The following is a 13,350-nucleotide window of genomic DNA, read 5'->3' as shown; positions in this document are numbered from 1 at the left end:
TTTTTGCAGGAGCCGTTCATGCAGCGTTCGATTGCCACCGTGTCAATCAGTGGGACCCTTGTCGAGAAGCTGACCGCCATCCAGGCGGCGGGCTTCGAAGGCGTCGAGATCTTCGAAAACGACCTGCTGTATTTCGACGGCTCGCCAGCCGAGGTGCGGCGCATCGCCGAGGATCTCGGGCTGAAAATCATGCTGTTCCAGCCATTCCGCGATTTCGACGGAGTGAGCCCGGAGCGCCTCGAGCGCAACCTGGATCGGGCGAAGCGCAAGTTCGACGTGATGCACGAACTGGGCACGGACCGGATTCTGGTGTGCAGCAACGTCTCGCCCGACACCATCGGCGACGATTCGCTGATGACCGACCAGCTGGGCGCGTTGGCCCGCGCGGCCGAAGCAGCCGGCGTGATCGCCGGTTATGAGGCGCTCGCATGGGGCAAGCATGTGAAGACCTACCGCCATGCGTGGAAGCTCGTCAACGCGGTGAATCATCCGAATCTGGGGCTCGTGCTCGACAGCTTTCATACGCTCTCGCTGAACGATACGGTGGACGGGATCGCCGACATTCCGGGCGAACGCATCGCCTTCGTGCAGATCGCCGACGCGCCTAAGCTGGCAATGGCCGTGCTCGAATGGAGCCGCCACTACCGCTGCTTCCCGGGCCAGGGCGATTTCGATCTGGCAGGTTTCACTGCGCAGGTCGTGAAAACCGGTTACACAGGGCCACTTTCGCTCGAAATTTTCAACGACGGCTTTCGCGCCGCGCCGACCACTATCACCGCGGCGGACGGCCATCGCTCGCTGCTCTTCCTCGAGGAGCAGACCCGCGCGCTGCTCGAGTCCACGCAGCAGCCGGTCGGCCAGCTTTATCAATCGCCCGCCGCGCCCGCGCACGTCGGCTATCAATTTCTCGAGTTCGCGGTCGACCACACCACCCGCGCGCATCTCGTCGACTGGCTCGGCAAGCTGCGCTTTCGCCAGGCCGGCCAGCATCGGTCGAAAGATGTGACCCTGTTTCAGCACGGCGCGGCGTCGATCGTGCTGAACGCCGAACCGGATTCATTCGCCAACGCCTTCTTTCAGCAGCACGGTTTGTCACTCTGCGCGTCGGCGTTTCGCGTGGACGACGCCAATCAGGCGTTCGAGCGCGCCGCCGGGTTCGGCTACGCACCGTTCTCCGGCCAGATCGGCCCGAACGAACGCGTGCTGCCCGCGGTGCAGGCGCCCGACGGCAGCCTGAACTATTTCGTCGACGAGACGCCGGACCAGCCCACCCTGTTCGAAGCCGATTTCGTGCTCACCGACGTTAACGGGCCGACCGAAGTGGGGCCGCTCACGCGCATCGACCACGTCTGTCTGTCGGTGCCGGCGCCTTCGCTGGATACGTGGGTGCTGTTTCTGCGGACCGCGCTCGGCTTTCAGGCCGAGCCGGGCGTTCTGGTGCCGGACCCGTACGGGCTGGTGCGCAGCCGCGCGCTGCGCAGTCATGACGGGTCGGTGCGCATCGTCCTGAACGCGTCGGTGGACCATCACACGGCGGTGGCCGAGGCATTGCACACGTACCACGGCTCGGGCCTGAACCACGTTGCGTTCAGCACAGGCGACATCTTCAGCGCGGTTCCCGAATTCGTCGCCGACGGTCTGCCGGTGCTGCGCATCCCGCGTAATTACTACGACGACCTCGCCGCGCGCTATGCGCTACCGGACGAGACGCTCGAGGCGCTGCGCGCGCACAACATCCTGTATGACAGGGACGAACGCGGTGGCGAGTTCTTCCACGCGTACACCGAACAACTGGATCAGCGCTTTTTCATGGAGATTGTCGAACGGCGCGGCGGTTACGACGGCTATGGCGCGGCCAATGCGGCTGTGCGGCTCGCCGCGCAGGCCCAGCGCCGCAAATAGGCGTTCGGGCCGCCACGCGGGAGGACGGCGGCTGGCGGCCTGCTGTCCGTAGATTCGGGCGGATTCAGGTGGATTCAGGCGGATCGGGCACGGCCCGTGCTTCATCGGCTCAAGCGAGCGCGCCGCACCGATATAATGGCGGCCTGATCCGCGGCCCGGTGCCGCGCGCGCTGCTCCATCGGGGCGTCCCGCGCGCACCCGTCGTCCGAATGAAACGCCAGGAGAGATATGAAGAAGTTTGCCTTAGTCCTGTCAGTGCCCCTGCTTCTCAGCGCTTGCGCGTACTTCCAGAAGAATCCGGATGCCGGCGAACCCGTCATCGACACCACGACGCAGCGCTCGGTCAACGACGTGGTCGCCTGCCTGACGCAAGTGGCGACCAGCCACAACGCCGCGTTCAAGTCGACCGGCATCCCGCAGGGTCAGATGCTCGACTTCGGCGATTCGAATGTCATCAAGGTGCGCAGCGACAATGGCGCGACGACTTATCGCTTCTACGCGGGCAAGCGCCACGTGAACAATATGTGGATTGAATCCGCGAGCAAAACCTGCGCGCCGTAAGGTAAGCAAAGGTAATAATCGGCCAGGTGTAACTGTCGGTAACTTGTTCCGGCGCAATCATAGTGTCACGGTGTTACACCACAATGGTGTCTTAAGAATCGTTTAAGACTTCGTCCGCATGATCCGTCCGACACTATCCCGCACAAGGTGCGCTCCATGAACCAGCCCGATCACAACACGAACGAGACGACGGCACCGGCAAAGCGGCCCACGATTCTGCGCCGCCTGCTGAGCCACCACGAACTGGCAACGCTATTGCTGTTGTTGCACGCGCCGATCGACGCGTCCGCGAAACCCGAGATTCCGCAGCTTCACGAAGCCGGATTGATCGAAACGGTCGCCGGCCAAGCAGGCGCCTCGCATATCCGTCTCACGCCAGAAGGCAATGCAGTGCTGCGCGGGCTTGGCGTGAAATAAGGCGAGTCTTGCGTTTCATTACGCCTGCCATACGCCGTACCCCGCCTCCCGCAGTCCAATCGCCAATTCCACCTCCATATCCTGTGCGCCGCGGTAAGGCATGGGATTGAACACTTCATATAGCTCGGGCAAGAGGCGCAGGCCGTAATCGCGCACATAGCGATTTGCCTGAATGCCGGCCTTGTGCCGGTCGAATCTCAGATCCGGGTCCAGTCCCGTCATTCCCACGTAGACGCACGGTTTGTCGAACCGGTAATCCGGATTCGCGCGGCGAAAGCGCGCCTCGTTCCAGACCGTATCGTCGAGTGCGACAACGTAGACGTAGTAATGATGCTTGCGACGAACCATATAGGCGGCAGTTCAGCTTCGCGTGGTTCCGTGCAGCAGCATCCGGTATTCGGTCGGTGTCACGCCGACGGTCGCCTTGAATTGGCGCGTAAAGGCGCTGTGGTCGGTGTAGCCGCAGAGCGCGGCGACGTCGGTGACTTTGTCGTGCGAGACCAGCAGCGCGGTGGCGGCGTCCAGTCGCGTTTTCAGCAACACCTGGCGCGGCGTCAAATGAAACACTTTGTGAAAGTAGCGCTCCAGTTGCGCCACCGACATATCCGCCATCGTAGCAAGCTGTTTCAGATTTAACGGCTGCACGTAATTTTCCTGGATGGACTGCACCACCGCTGCCAGCCGGCTGTAAGCGGGATGACTGCTTTCGTCCGCTTTCAGGTCGCGGGAGATGCCGGCGAGGCCGACAACCTTGCCCGCCGGATCGCGCAACGGCTGCTTGCAGGTCAGGCACCAACCCGGCTGGCGGCCGGGATACAGATGCAACTCCAGTTGATCGATCATCTGGTTGCCGACGTTGATGATCGCTTTGTCCTGTGCGGTGTAGATGCGGCCGAAACGGCGCGGAAAGACGTCCTCGGCGGTCTTGCCGAGCAACGCGGCCTTTTCCTTGAAACCGCAGCGCGAGGCCAGCGTCCGATTGACCAGCACATAGCGGGCGTGCTCGTCCTTGACGAAGAACGCGACGTCCGGCATCGCGTCGAACACTGGCTCGAGCAGCGTGAAATGCGACAGCATGCCGGACAGCGTTGCGTCGTCCGGTTCGAGCGGATGAGCCAGCGTGTTCATCGTGCGGATTCCGTGGTCGGGGCGGTTGTGCGTTGGCTGTACGTTATCGGCGTGCTCGCCCGTACATTCAGCGGTGCGTTCGTTGTTCCATTTTTCGGCGCTTTCCCCCGCGTTGACCGCTACATTTTCCGGTACGTTCATCATCCGTGCAGCCACGCAGCCAGGCGATTGCGGGTGTGCGTCTGCGCTCGATTATAGGGCTGGGCCGCCACCGATAATATCCGGCAAGCGTCAGGATACCGGTGTCATTCGACCGGGGGCTGCTCCGCGCTCGCCGCCATCAAGGTGCCGATTGGCGCCGGACTGAACGGCGGGCGCGATCCTGTGCGGCGTCGCTGTACGGAATCGATAACCTGGCGATGGAAGCGATCTTGATGGGCGCACATGGCTGGGTGGGCGCAGCGTCGGCCGTTGGCCGGCGAGGAACGCAAGGCGGTGGAAGCGTTGATCCGCCGGGAGATTGAGGCTCGGCCGGCGCTGCCGTAGGTTTGACTTGCGGCAAGTTGATGGGGTGCCGCGCCCGGTCGTGGCGTGACGGGTGATGCGCCGTTTTGCTGAGACGCCACACCGGTGTCGCGCCGGGTATCGTATCTAGCCACGCTACACCGATGTCGCCGCCGACGGCACATCGAGCAGCGCGCTGGGCGTTGCCCCGGCGTGGCGCCTGGCATCCGCCGCGCAACGCCCACCCAGTCCCGCTCAGGCCGCCTGCTTTTCCGCACCCGCCTCGCCTTGCCGCAGATGCAGCAGCCGGTATCCGCTCTTGTAAACGGGTTGCAGGCGGAAGTCGTTTTGCGGCTCGATCTCGAGCAGCAAACGCAGGCGCGACACGTGGCTGTCGATCGTGCGGGTGAACTCGCGGAACTCACGGCCCCACACCATCGCGAAGATATGGTCGCGCGACATCACACGGCCAATGTTGGAAAAGAACAGCGACGCCAACCGGTATTGCGTACCCGATAGCTGGACCGGCTGACCGCGCAGCATGACGAGCTGGCGATGCGTGTCGAAATGATAGAGGCTCGGGCACGCCAGATTCCATCTTATAATCAATCACTTACGATCGCTTTTGAGCAAAAAATCGGATGCAAAAACGGCTCGACACCTCCTAATGGAATCAACCAGTTACTGAGGGTTATGAACAGGCGCGCCAAAGAACGGCAAGCCACCATTGCCGTGTAAATGGGCATCGCAAACGTCATGCAGCCAACGCACGAGTTGCGAACGGTAGTCAAGGCGCCAACCATCAGTGAATTGACCAGCTCCCCTAAAACAGACCTGTTGGTTGTGCCGCGTCATCCCAACTAAAGATAATCACTTCCTTCCTCGACGCTTCTTTGCCCCCGCCACCCACGGTGTACTTGATGTCGACTGTCTCAATGTGAAAACCTTCGAACGCCCGACGGATATCCGGATGGTCGTTGAGGCTTACGATAGCCCTGCCCTTCAGCGACCGCAGGCGGACTGCAATCCCGAGATACTCGGAGTACGGAAACGGCACGCCGTACCCTTCCGTCTCCCAATACGGCGGATCCAGATAGAACAGCGTATGCGGCCGGTCGTATTTGTCGATACACGTCTTCCAGTCAAGACGCTCGACAAATGTGTTGGACAGGCGAAGGTGAGCGGCCGACAGGGTCTCTTCGAGTCGCAGCAGGTTCAGTCCCGGTGGCGCAGTGGTTGCCGTACCAAATGACTGCCCCTCGATCTTGCCGCCGAAACAATTCTGCTGAAGGTAGTAGAAGCGTGCCGCACGCTGGATATCGGTGAGTGTTTCCGGAATCGTGTCCTGCAGCCACGTGAATACCTGCCGGCTCGATAGCGCCCATTTGAACTGGCGCACGAATTCCTCGAGATGATGCTGCGCGACGCGATAAAGATTCACCAGCTCACCGTTGATGTCGTTGATAACCTCGACCTTCGCCGGGGGGCGCATGAAGTACAACGCGGCCCCGCCCGCGAAAACCTCGACGTAGCACTAGCGCGGGATGATGTGATCTGCCAGACGACGCTTGCCGCCGATCCAGGGAATGATGGGTGTTGCCATATGTGGATTGCCTTGTTGGGAATTTGTTAGAATTCGCCCCGCCTACCGGTAGGTGTCAGGGCCTTGGCTAATTCACTGGCTGGTGCAGTGGAAAGGCGGCTGGGGGAAATGCGAGAACATCATCCCGGTCGCCCTGTCTTCTCCCGCGCCACGAAGCACGGTCAAAGTAACTTTATGCTGTGTGCATCGGGTGGCTGATTGCCCGTGACACGCCCGTGTGGCATGCTGAACGCCGTTTCGTACGAGGAAAGGCTTGGTCATGGCACAGCCGTCTACGCACCATCACCCCGCGACCCGGCACACGCCGAAGCCTCACGTGGCGCCGGCGTATGTGCAGCAATTCATCGATACCCATCTGGCCGCGGCGCAGGAAATCCAGCGCAAGTACCAGGTGCCAGCAGGCGTTGTCATTGCCCAGTCTGCACTTGAAAGCAACTGGGGAAGGTCGGTCGTCGGCAACGCCTATTTCGGCGTCAAGGGCCGCGCCCCGAGCGGCGACAGCACGACGTTCACCACGCACGAAGTGGTCAATGGCAAGGCCATCAAGATCGATGACGCGTTCCGCGCCTACGGCAGCTATGAAGATGCCGCCGACGACTATGCGCAGGTGCTTCGAAACAACCCGCGCTTCCGGTCGTCCTTTCTCTACACCCGCAGTTCGCAGTTTGCTAACGCGCTCGCCCACAACGGCTATGCGACGGATCCGGCTTACGCAGTCAAGCTCAACGCGATCATCCGTGCGCACAAGCTCGACCAGTATGACGCGCGCAGGACCGAGCCATGATGATGCGCCGCGTGATCATCACGGCAGCGCTGATCGTCTGCACGCAGGCGTGCGCTGCCCAGCAACCGGTGACGAATGACGATAACGCAGCCGCCCGAGCGGCCGACATCACGCGCACCTACGGTCTCTCGAAAGACAAGACCGAGTGCCTTCTCTTCGATACTGCCGACAAAGGCGAATACTTTCTGGTGCGGGTGCGCGAAAACCACACGGAGGCGTGCGGGGGCGCCGCCGGCGTCTCGCCTACCCTGTTCTTTCTGAAGATACGCAAACGCGACGGCTACGCCATCACCACCGCGTACGACAGCGAGCAATACCTGCCGCTCAAAACACCTGCAAAGAACTGAGTCGCAGGCCCACTGGAGCACGGTCAATAGCCCGGCGCGGACGGGCCCGACCTGCTCAATCCGCTCTAGTCTGGTGCCGTGCGGACGTCTGTTCATCGACCGCATCAGAACGCGACACCACGGTGTCCGGCGACACCGCAAACTGCGTGATGGCCGCAGCCTGCTTGTCCGCGCGCGAAGACGACCCGAAGAAATACTCTTTCGCGCCGAGCACCATGGCAATCAGAATCCCGAACAGCGTATCGCGCGCGCGCATCACGCCGTCGTCGAGCCTGATCTGCTGCGCCGCAAGCAGGAACTCGAGGCCAATTACGGCAAAAAGCGCGACCGTGTACATGTAGGCAAGATTGCGCGCCGTATGGTCATGCTCCACCGCCGCAAAATTGCGCGCGCTCGCACGGTCGTCGGCCGCTACCCTGTCGGCCTGCACCTGGATGCCGGCCATATTCTCCGCATGTGTGAAACCCGCCTGCCGCATCTTCAGCGCGAACTCGTCGTCGGCCTGCTTGAGCGCGAGCAGTTGCTCGGGCGTGATCTGCTGGCCGGTCAGTGCGGACCTGACCGCATCGGCTGAACCATCTTCGAGGCCGAGCTTGCCGGCAATCGCTGATGCGGCCATCGCGGCAATGCCAGGTACCCCACCTGTCAGTGCCGTGACAAGCCATGGTGCCACCGTTTTCAGGAAATCCATCATGCGCTTACCCCAAATGCACGATTGAGCTGCCAGCCGTATTCGAACGTCTCGTTCTCCACGCGCTTTTCGGCACACTCGATGTAATAGACAGACTGCTGTGCGGTCACCATGCCAAGCAGAACCCGGTGGCCGTCCGCACCGCGCGCGGCGAGGAAAGCCTTCAGCGCCGCAATCGTCATGGCACCAATGCCACCGTCGACGGCGATATCGGCGAACGCGCGCTGGTTCTGGTTCAGCACATTCAGCGCACGCTGCAGGAACCGCACGCCCGTCGCCTGCCCGGCGTTCACGCCAATGTCGAACAATTTGTCGGCGAGCGCGGGCGAGACCGCGTCGACCAGATCGAACTTCGGCTGTAACCAGTAGCGGCTGCGATAGATCTGCACTGCCGTCGAATGTGGCATGTCGCGCATTGGGCCGGTATAGCCGAATGCGCGTGCGACCGCGGCGGTAACGCCCCACATCGTTTCGCCGCCAGCGTCGGCCGCATTGTTCGAGTAGCCGCCCTCGCGGCCGATCAGCGCATCGATTTTTTTATCAGGTGTCATTGATCCGTTCCTTATCTTGTTACTTTGGTCATGGTCTGCTCCAGCACCTCGAGGCGCTGCTGCTGCAACCGGTTGAGGATGTCGCCTTCGTTGATATGGGTGCCCGCGTCGACGTCAGCCATCACGACGAGTATGTCGCTGCGATGGCTGGCGTTGGTGCAATGCGAATCTTCACGCACGAAGATATCAACGTCGACAAGCTGCCCGACCTGGATTGTGCTGAGCGGCGTCGCGCGACGCGCCGCGCGATCTCTGAATGCGCGGCATTGATCGGGCGCGATTTCGGCCCGCTTTGGTGGAGGAGCGCGCCCCTTTTGCGGGGGGGGGGGTCATGACGCACAGTACCCCCGCGACTTTTCTCGAGAAACGCGTGAATGTGACGCTAGTCGGCTGTGGCGGCCATGGCTCGCAGATGCTGACACGAGCAACTCAACGAATACTCAAAACCATGCAAAAACTCTGGGAGGTCAAATGAAAATCAGGCTTGATGAGTGGCTGAAACGCGAGTTCGATCCACCGCCAGCGATCCGCACAGCACGCCTCTGGATCAACGCGGTAAAAATCTTTCCCACGCCGGTCAAGGTCGGCCGCGCTTACTACGTCGAACAGAACGCGGTCTTTCAGGACGGTACGGTTCGCCCACGTCTCGCACAACGAATTCCACAATAACTATGGCAGCACGACCACGCATCCGGCGCCGCGCCAACTGGCCAGCCAATATGCACGAACCACGTCCCGGCTATTACACCTGGCGCGATCCGCGCGACGGAAAGACGTACGTCCTCGGGCGCATCGACCTCGCTCTCGCGATCTTTGAGGCGCAGGAGGCAAACGCAAAGGCCGCCGCTGGCAAGGTAACGAAGAGCCTAGCTGAGCGCCTGGACACGCCGAGCGAGACGATCGGCGATCTATTGGACAAGATGCCCGTTGGCAAAGCAAAGCCCGAGACGGTACGCCACAGGAAGTATGTGGATTCGGCAATCCGCGACGAGATCGGGAAGGTACTGTGCGCGGACCTGACGACGAAACACGTCGCCGACATGCTGGAAAAGGTCGAGGCGCGCGGCAAGATGCAATGGGCTGTTAACATCCGTAGTCGCATGCGTGCAGTGTGTCGCAGAGGGATGGCGCATGGTTGGATGGACAAGAACCCGGCCGACGCAACCGACAAGGCGAAGGTCACGGTGAAGCGCCGCCGGCTAACGTTCGCGGAATTCCAGGCGATCTACGAAAAGGCACCACAGGTAGCGTTATGGCTCCAGAACGCCATGTTGCTGGCACTCGTGTCCGGGCAGGACCAGTCCACAGTTGCCCGTTGGGAGCGTGGTTTCCAACGGGACGGCTATGCAGTGTTGACGCGCGGCAAGACAGGCGTGTGCATCGCGATCCCACTCGAGCTGAGGCTCGATGTGCTTGGAATGTCACTCGCCGACGTGATCGCGCGCTGCAGGTCCACAGGGATAGTCAGTAAATATTTGATCCATCACATCCGGCCAAACGTCAACGCCCCCAAAGGCGCGGCGATCAAGATCAAGACCTTCACGTCGAAGTTCAAACAGGCGCGAGATCTCGCCGGTATCACGGGCGACGACGCACCGACCTTTCACGAAATGCGAAGCCTGACGAAGCGGCTTTACATGGAACAAGGTGGGATCGATACAAAGGCGCTGCTTGGCCACATGACCGGCGCGGTTGCCGATCTATATGCCAATTCGCGCGGTCTGGAACCATTGAAGGTGAAAATCAACAGCATCTAAACCGTCATAACTGCTTCACGGTTTAAAAATGTGGTGAGCCTTCCCGCACGCGGCATACGGACTGAATGTCTCTGATCAACTCGCTATTGAGCTGCTGTGAGCTTGAGTCCCGGCCGCGACACCTGTGAGGTTTCCTGTTGACCTTTGCGCCGATCCGCCACCTGCTCGATACCGTTTTTTATGACTTCCTCGCAAAAGGCAAGACGTGCGCGGTAGTAATCTGCATGCAACTGCGCGTCGAGGATGCGCTGTTCCGCCTGGAAAAGCTCCAAACGCAGTTCTCGCAATGCTCTTTCGGCTTGTTTCTCCGGAGTGAGTGCATTGTGCACAGCCCAATTTGCGATCCACTTCAACATGGCGAAGTCCTCCTGTCGTTGGATGCTCTTCTTCTGCCACGACCAAGGCTATCAAAATCCGGCGAAGGCGTGTGTTAAATAATATTTTGGCGCCGCCTGTTGCAAAAACAGCGCAGACTCCTTTCGCGTGCCGATAGTGTGCGCACAGCCGTTCTCGGCGAACGCCGCGTTGCGAATCCAACTTGTGATCTTCCTGACCGGCTGTAGTCGACCCGTTGCGGTCAGCCGGGCTACTACATAGCGGTCATTGGAATTGACCTGATCTATCGTGGCAAAAACGTTTTGTACGGCCAACCTCGCGCCTGCGTCAGTCGATCATCGTACCGTCGTTGCCTATCAAGCAACTGCATGCTCAAAGCTGCCATACCCATATATTCAAGAACGCGCCAATTGGCCTGATCGCCTTTCTCGAACGCCGCCTCAATCGCATCTAAAGCCAACTCGAATTCATTGTGACCTAGGTACTCTTCGAATTCGACAATTTCGTCCGCACAGACTCCGTCTGCACTTTCGGAAAGGTTGGCTCTCGCTTCGCGAAGGTACTCTGACGTCTTGCTCCAGTTCGAACGGTAGTCGTGAACGTTTGACATGTGAAAACTCCACCGAATCTAGTGCGCTTATTGTCGACGATCTTCGCTGTAGGGTCGAAGGGCCGCTCCTGGCCGCAATTCGTCCTTAGGTCGGGGCGGCTAAAGGTAGTCGACCTGCGTGCCTCTAGCAACGTAACCATAAATTTTGAAGCCGTGCTTTGTCTTTACGCCGGGGACATGCACCGACCGGAGTAGCCGCAACACAGCGTCGTGTTGAGCCGACGAGGTCACTTCGACCTCAACCCATTCATCCTCTTCATGATGGCCGAAGAAATGATAAAACCATTCTCGATCCCACGCGCCGGTACTGCCACTCCAAAGATTCTGAACCCGGAATCGAGGTGACAACTCCCCGAGTTCATGCATTCCGATTCGCAGCTCGGCCCATTTCGTATTGTTCATAACAGGAATCATAGGTTGAACTCGAATATCGTAAAGACATTGTAGAGAATCACGCTGTTCCCAGAGCGCGCCGTCGTCCCCGCGCTCAGATTGTTGACGATTCTCGCGTCAGTGTCGAATGACCGGTTGTGGCCGAACCCGGTCCGACGATGAGCCAACAGTGCGCTCCGACATTGAGGCTCCCACGTCGGGCAGCAGTCGACCCATTCCCGTCGTCCAGCTCTACATCGCCCCAACGACAAGTTCCGGCGGATATCGGCCGTTCGCTAGACCGTTGCTAACCATGGGTCTGCCTGAGCGGTCACGACTTTAAGTCCTACAATGCCTTGGCTATGCGTTAGGCTGGGCTCAGCCAGCGTTGAACGACTCATCGCGAAGGCGTATAGCCTTGGTCCGGCCCTGAGATCAGTTGCAGTCGACCTCGGGCACTTCGACTTCTGTGTCGACCAGGTTGTCGCAAACAGGACATTCGAACTTGACGCTGGTTGAAACGTTGTGAGGCTGCATCTTTTGTCGTTTTCCGTTGTGACGCTGTATGGGCGCTTCAATCGGCGCCTGTCGAATTCCCGTTTCACTACGGCATAGCACTCGCACACGCGCTTTTCGAGCCCCGGTCGGTCTAGTACCGCGATATGCCCGTAGCTGTAACGAATCAGCCCCGCATCCTGCAGCCTCATCGCTGCTTCCGTCACGCCGGGTCTCCGGACACCGAGCATGTTAGCAATCAGCTCCTGCGTCATCCTCAGCTCGTTCGACCCAAGACGGTCCAGGCTCAGCAGCAGCCATCTGCACAATTGCTGGTCGATCGAATGGTGCCGGTTGCAAACGGCTGTCTGCGCCATCTGCGTGATCAGTGCCTGGGTGTAGCGCAGTAAAAGTCGCTGCATGGGACCGCCCCGACGAAATTCCTCTTTCATTAATCGGGCGTCTAGCCGAAATGCGCGCCCTGCGCTTTGCACAACCGCCCGGCTTGGGGTGGTCTCACCGCCCATGAAAAGCGCAATACCTATCAATCCTTCGTTGCCCACGATCGCGATTTCAGCCGACGCGCCGTCCTCCATCACGTACAGCAAAGATACGATTGAAGTCGTCGGAAAGTAAACGTGGTCGAGGCGATCGCCTGACTCATATACAACCTGCCCGAGCGGCATATCGACCAGCATCAGATGCGGGGAAAGGCGAGCCCACTCGGCTTCAGACAGAACCGCAAGCAGGTGATTCTCGTTCCGACGATGCTCGTCTGACATGTTTCGCTCCCCGGCATACTGTCCAGAACCGCGCCGCATCCGCAACCAAGCCTAACAATATCAGGCATTAGCGACAGGTGGATGGCCATGTCAGACGAAAGGGCGTGAGTGCCGCTGCGAAAGGCCGGGCAGCGTTCCTCATGAGAACCGCGCACGACTGATCCACCAACAAATTATAGTTCGCACAGTTGCTCCTGCGGGTCACGCGGCAACCTCGAACGTCGCCGTCCAGAAGGCTGCGTATCGGTGTTGCCGGCGACTACGTTTGAAAGCAAACACGTCGGCTCACGGGCAGGGGGTGCCTGCACCTTGAAAATTCAGGTTGCATTGACCGCCGTCACACGGGTCACAAGCGGCGCATTGTTCCTCGAGGACGGGAGCCGGAACTCGAGTAAACGGCACTAATCGGGCCGGCCTTCGCGTCTCTGAACGCTATCGGACCGCATCTGCATCCGCTGTGGCGTAGCCTGAACCGTGGGCTACCCCGAAGTTTGGTATCTCCGGATTTGTGGCACCGCATTCGTGAGGCCAGGGATCTACTGCTAACCGCGTTGCGCGGGCGCATCCCCT

At 60.1% G+C, this 13,350-nt stretch carries 15 protein-coding genes and 3 pseudogenes; 7 read left to right on the top strand and 11 right to left on the bottom strand.

The genetic code is table 11. The annotated features are described in order from the left end of the window. Positions 1-18: 18 nt before the first annotated feature. The 3 genes from PQQ96_RS02350 (at position 19) to PQQ96_RS02340 (ending at position 2,880) form a co-directional block, all read left to right on the top strand. Positions 19-1,902, top strand: a complete 1,884-nt coding sequence (locus PQQ96_RS02350; protein ID WP_408288214.1) for a bifunctional sugar phosphate isomerase/epimerase/4-hydroxyphenylpyruvate dioxygenase family protein — start codon at positions 19-21, stop codon at positions 1,900-1,902. 228 nt (positions 1,903-2,130) lie between these two features. Beyond that, positions 2,131-2,463, top strand: a complete 333-nt coding sequence (locus tag PQQ96_RS02345; protein WP_408288212.1) for a hypothetical protein — start codon at positions 2,131-2,133, stop codon at positions 2,461-2,463. A 156-nt stretch (positions 2,464-2,619) separates the two neighbouring features. After that, positions 2,620-2,880, top strand: a complete 261-nt coding sequence (locus tag PQQ96_RS02340) for a hypothetical protein (protein WP_408288209.1) — start codon at positions 2,620-2,622, stop codon at positions 2,878-2,880. 18 nt (positions 2,881-2,898) lie between these two features. Here the strand turns inward: PQQ96_RS02340 and PQQ96_RS02335 are convergent, their stop codons facing one another. From PQQ96_RS02335 to PQQ96_RS02320, 4 genes and pseudogenes are all read right to left on the bottom strand, one after another. Continuing rightward, positions 2,899-3,228: a hypothetical protein gene (locus tag PQQ96_RS02335; protein ID WP_028194912.1), complete on the bottom strand. Its 330-nt coding sequence runs from the start codon at positions 3,226-3,228 to the stop codon at positions 2,899-2,901. Positions 3,229-3,240: 12 nt separating this feature from the next. Further along, complete coding sequence (locus tag PQQ96_RS02330) at positions 3,241-4,008, bottom strand: AraC family transcriptional regulator (RefSeq protein ID WP_408288206.1); 768 nt, start codon at positions 4,006-4,008, stop codon at positions 3,241-3,243. 699 nt (positions 4,009-4,707) lie between these two features. Continuing rightward, a pseudogene (locus tag PQQ96_RS02325) lies at positions 4,708-5,025 on the bottom strand (winged helix-turn-helix domain-containing protein); the annotation flags it as partial. 250 nt (positions 5,026-5,275) lie between these two features. Beyond that, positions 5,276-6,055 (bottom strand): annotated as a pseudogene (locus tag PQQ96_RS02320) (DNA adenine methylase). A 259-nt stretch (positions 6,056-6,314) separates the two neighbouring features. Here PQQ96_RS02320 and PQQ96_RS02315 point away from each other — a divergent pair. Then, the gene (locus tag PQQ96_RS02315) at positions 6,315-6,839 is read left to right on the top strand and encodes a glycoside hydrolase family 73 protein (protein WP_408288203.1); all 525 of its coding nucleotides are present in this window, start codon (positions 6,315-6,317) and stop codon (positions 6,837-6,839) included. Beyond that, the gene (locus PQQ96_RS02310; RefSeq protein WP_408288200.1) at positions 6,836-7,186 is read left to right on the top strand and encodes a hypothetical protein; all 351 of its coding nucleotides are present in this window, start codon (positions 6,836-6,838) and stop codon (positions 7,184-7,186) included. The genes PQQ96_RS02315 and PQQ96_RS02310 overlap by 4 nt, the downstream gene beginning before the upstream one ends. A 55-nt stretch (positions 7,187-7,241) precedes the next feature. Here the strand turns inward: PQQ96_RS02310 and PQQ96_RS02305 are convergent, their stop codons facing one another. The 3 genes from PQQ96_RS02305 to PQQ96_RS02295 are packed head-to-tail and all read right to left on the bottom strand — an operon-like array spanning position 7,242 to position 8,607. Beyond that, on the bottom strand, positions 7,242-7,880 hold the full coding sequence (locus tag PQQ96_RS02305) for a hypothetical protein (RefSeq protein ID WP_408288197.1): 639 nt from the start codon (positions 7,878-7,880) through the stop codon (positions 7,242-7,244). Next, the gene (locus PQQ96_RS02300) at positions 7,877-8,428 is read right to left on the bottom strand and encodes a glycoside hydrolase family 108 protein (RefSeq protein WP_408288195.1); all 552 of its coding nucleotides are present in this window, start codon (positions 8,426-8,428) and stop codon (positions 7,877-7,879) included. Before PQQ96_RS02300 ends, PQQ96_RS02305 begins: the two co-directional genes overlap by 4 nt. 11 nt (positions 8,429-8,439) lie before the next feature. Continuing rightward, positions 8,440-8,607 (bottom strand): hypothetical protein, encoded by a 168-nt coding sequence (locus PQQ96_RS02295; RefSeq protein WP_408288192.1) that lies wholly within the window; start codon positions 8,605-8,607, stop codon positions 8,440-8,442. A 292-nt stretch (positions 8,608-8,899) separates the two neighbouring features. Here PQQ96_RS02295 and PQQ96_RS02290 point away from each other — a divergent pair, with 292 nt between their 5' ends. Both PQQ96_RS02290 and PQQ96_RS02285 read left to right on the top strand, forming a co-directional pair. Next, positions 8,900-9,097, top strand: a complete 198-nt coding sequence (locus PQQ96_RS02290) for an excisionase (protein WP_408288189.1) — start codon at positions 8,900-8,902, stop codon at positions 9,095-9,097. A gap of 2 nt (positions 9,098-9,099) precedes the next feature. After that, positions 9,100-10,185, top strand: a complete 1,086-nt coding sequence (locus PQQ96_RS02285) for a phage integrase central domain-containing protein (protein ID WP_408288186.1) — start codon at positions 9,100-9,102, stop codon at positions 10,183-10,185. An 83-nt stretch (positions 10,186-10,268) separates the two neighbouring features. Here the strand turns inward: PQQ96_RS02285 and PQQ96_RS02280 are convergent, their stop codons facing one another. From PQQ96_RS02280 to PQQ96_RS02265, 4 genes and pseudogenes are all read right to left on the bottom strand, one after another. Then, the gene (locus tag PQQ96_RS02280; RefSeq protein WP_408288183.1) at positions 10,269-10,541 is read right to left on the bottom strand and encodes a hypothetical protein; all 273 of its coding nucleotides are present in this window, start codon (positions 10,539-10,541) and stop codon (positions 10,269-10,271) included. Positions 10,542-10,804: 263 nt separating this feature from the next. Then, positions 10,805-11,131, bottom strand: a complete 327-nt coding sequence (locus PQQ96_RS02275) for a hypothetical protein (protein ID WP_408288180.1) — start codon at positions 11,129-11,131, stop codon at positions 10,805-10,807. Positions 11,132-11,230: 99 nt separating this feature from the next. Beyond that, on the bottom strand, positions 11,231-11,545 hold the full coding sequence (locus PQQ96_RS02270) for a DUF6678 family protein (RefSeq protein ID WP_408288177.1): 315 nt from the start codon (positions 11,543-11,545) through the stop codon (positions 11,231-11,233). Between the two features lie 542 nt (positions 11,546-12,087). After that, positions 12,088-12,780, bottom strand: a pseudogene (locus tag PQQ96_RS02265) (Crp/Fnr family transcriptional regulator); the annotation flags it as partial. Positions 12,781-13,350 lie beyond the last annotated feature (570 nt).

It is taken from the genome of Paraburkholderia sediminicola, from assembly GCF_046027825.1.
Lineage (GTDB): Bacteria > Pseudomonadota > Gammaproteobacteria > Burkholderiales > Burkholderiaceae > Paraburkholderia > Paraburkholderia sediminicola_D.
The sequence above is the reverse complement of the archived record's forward strand: the minus strand, read 5'-3'. Positions and strand labels throughout refer to the sequence as shown.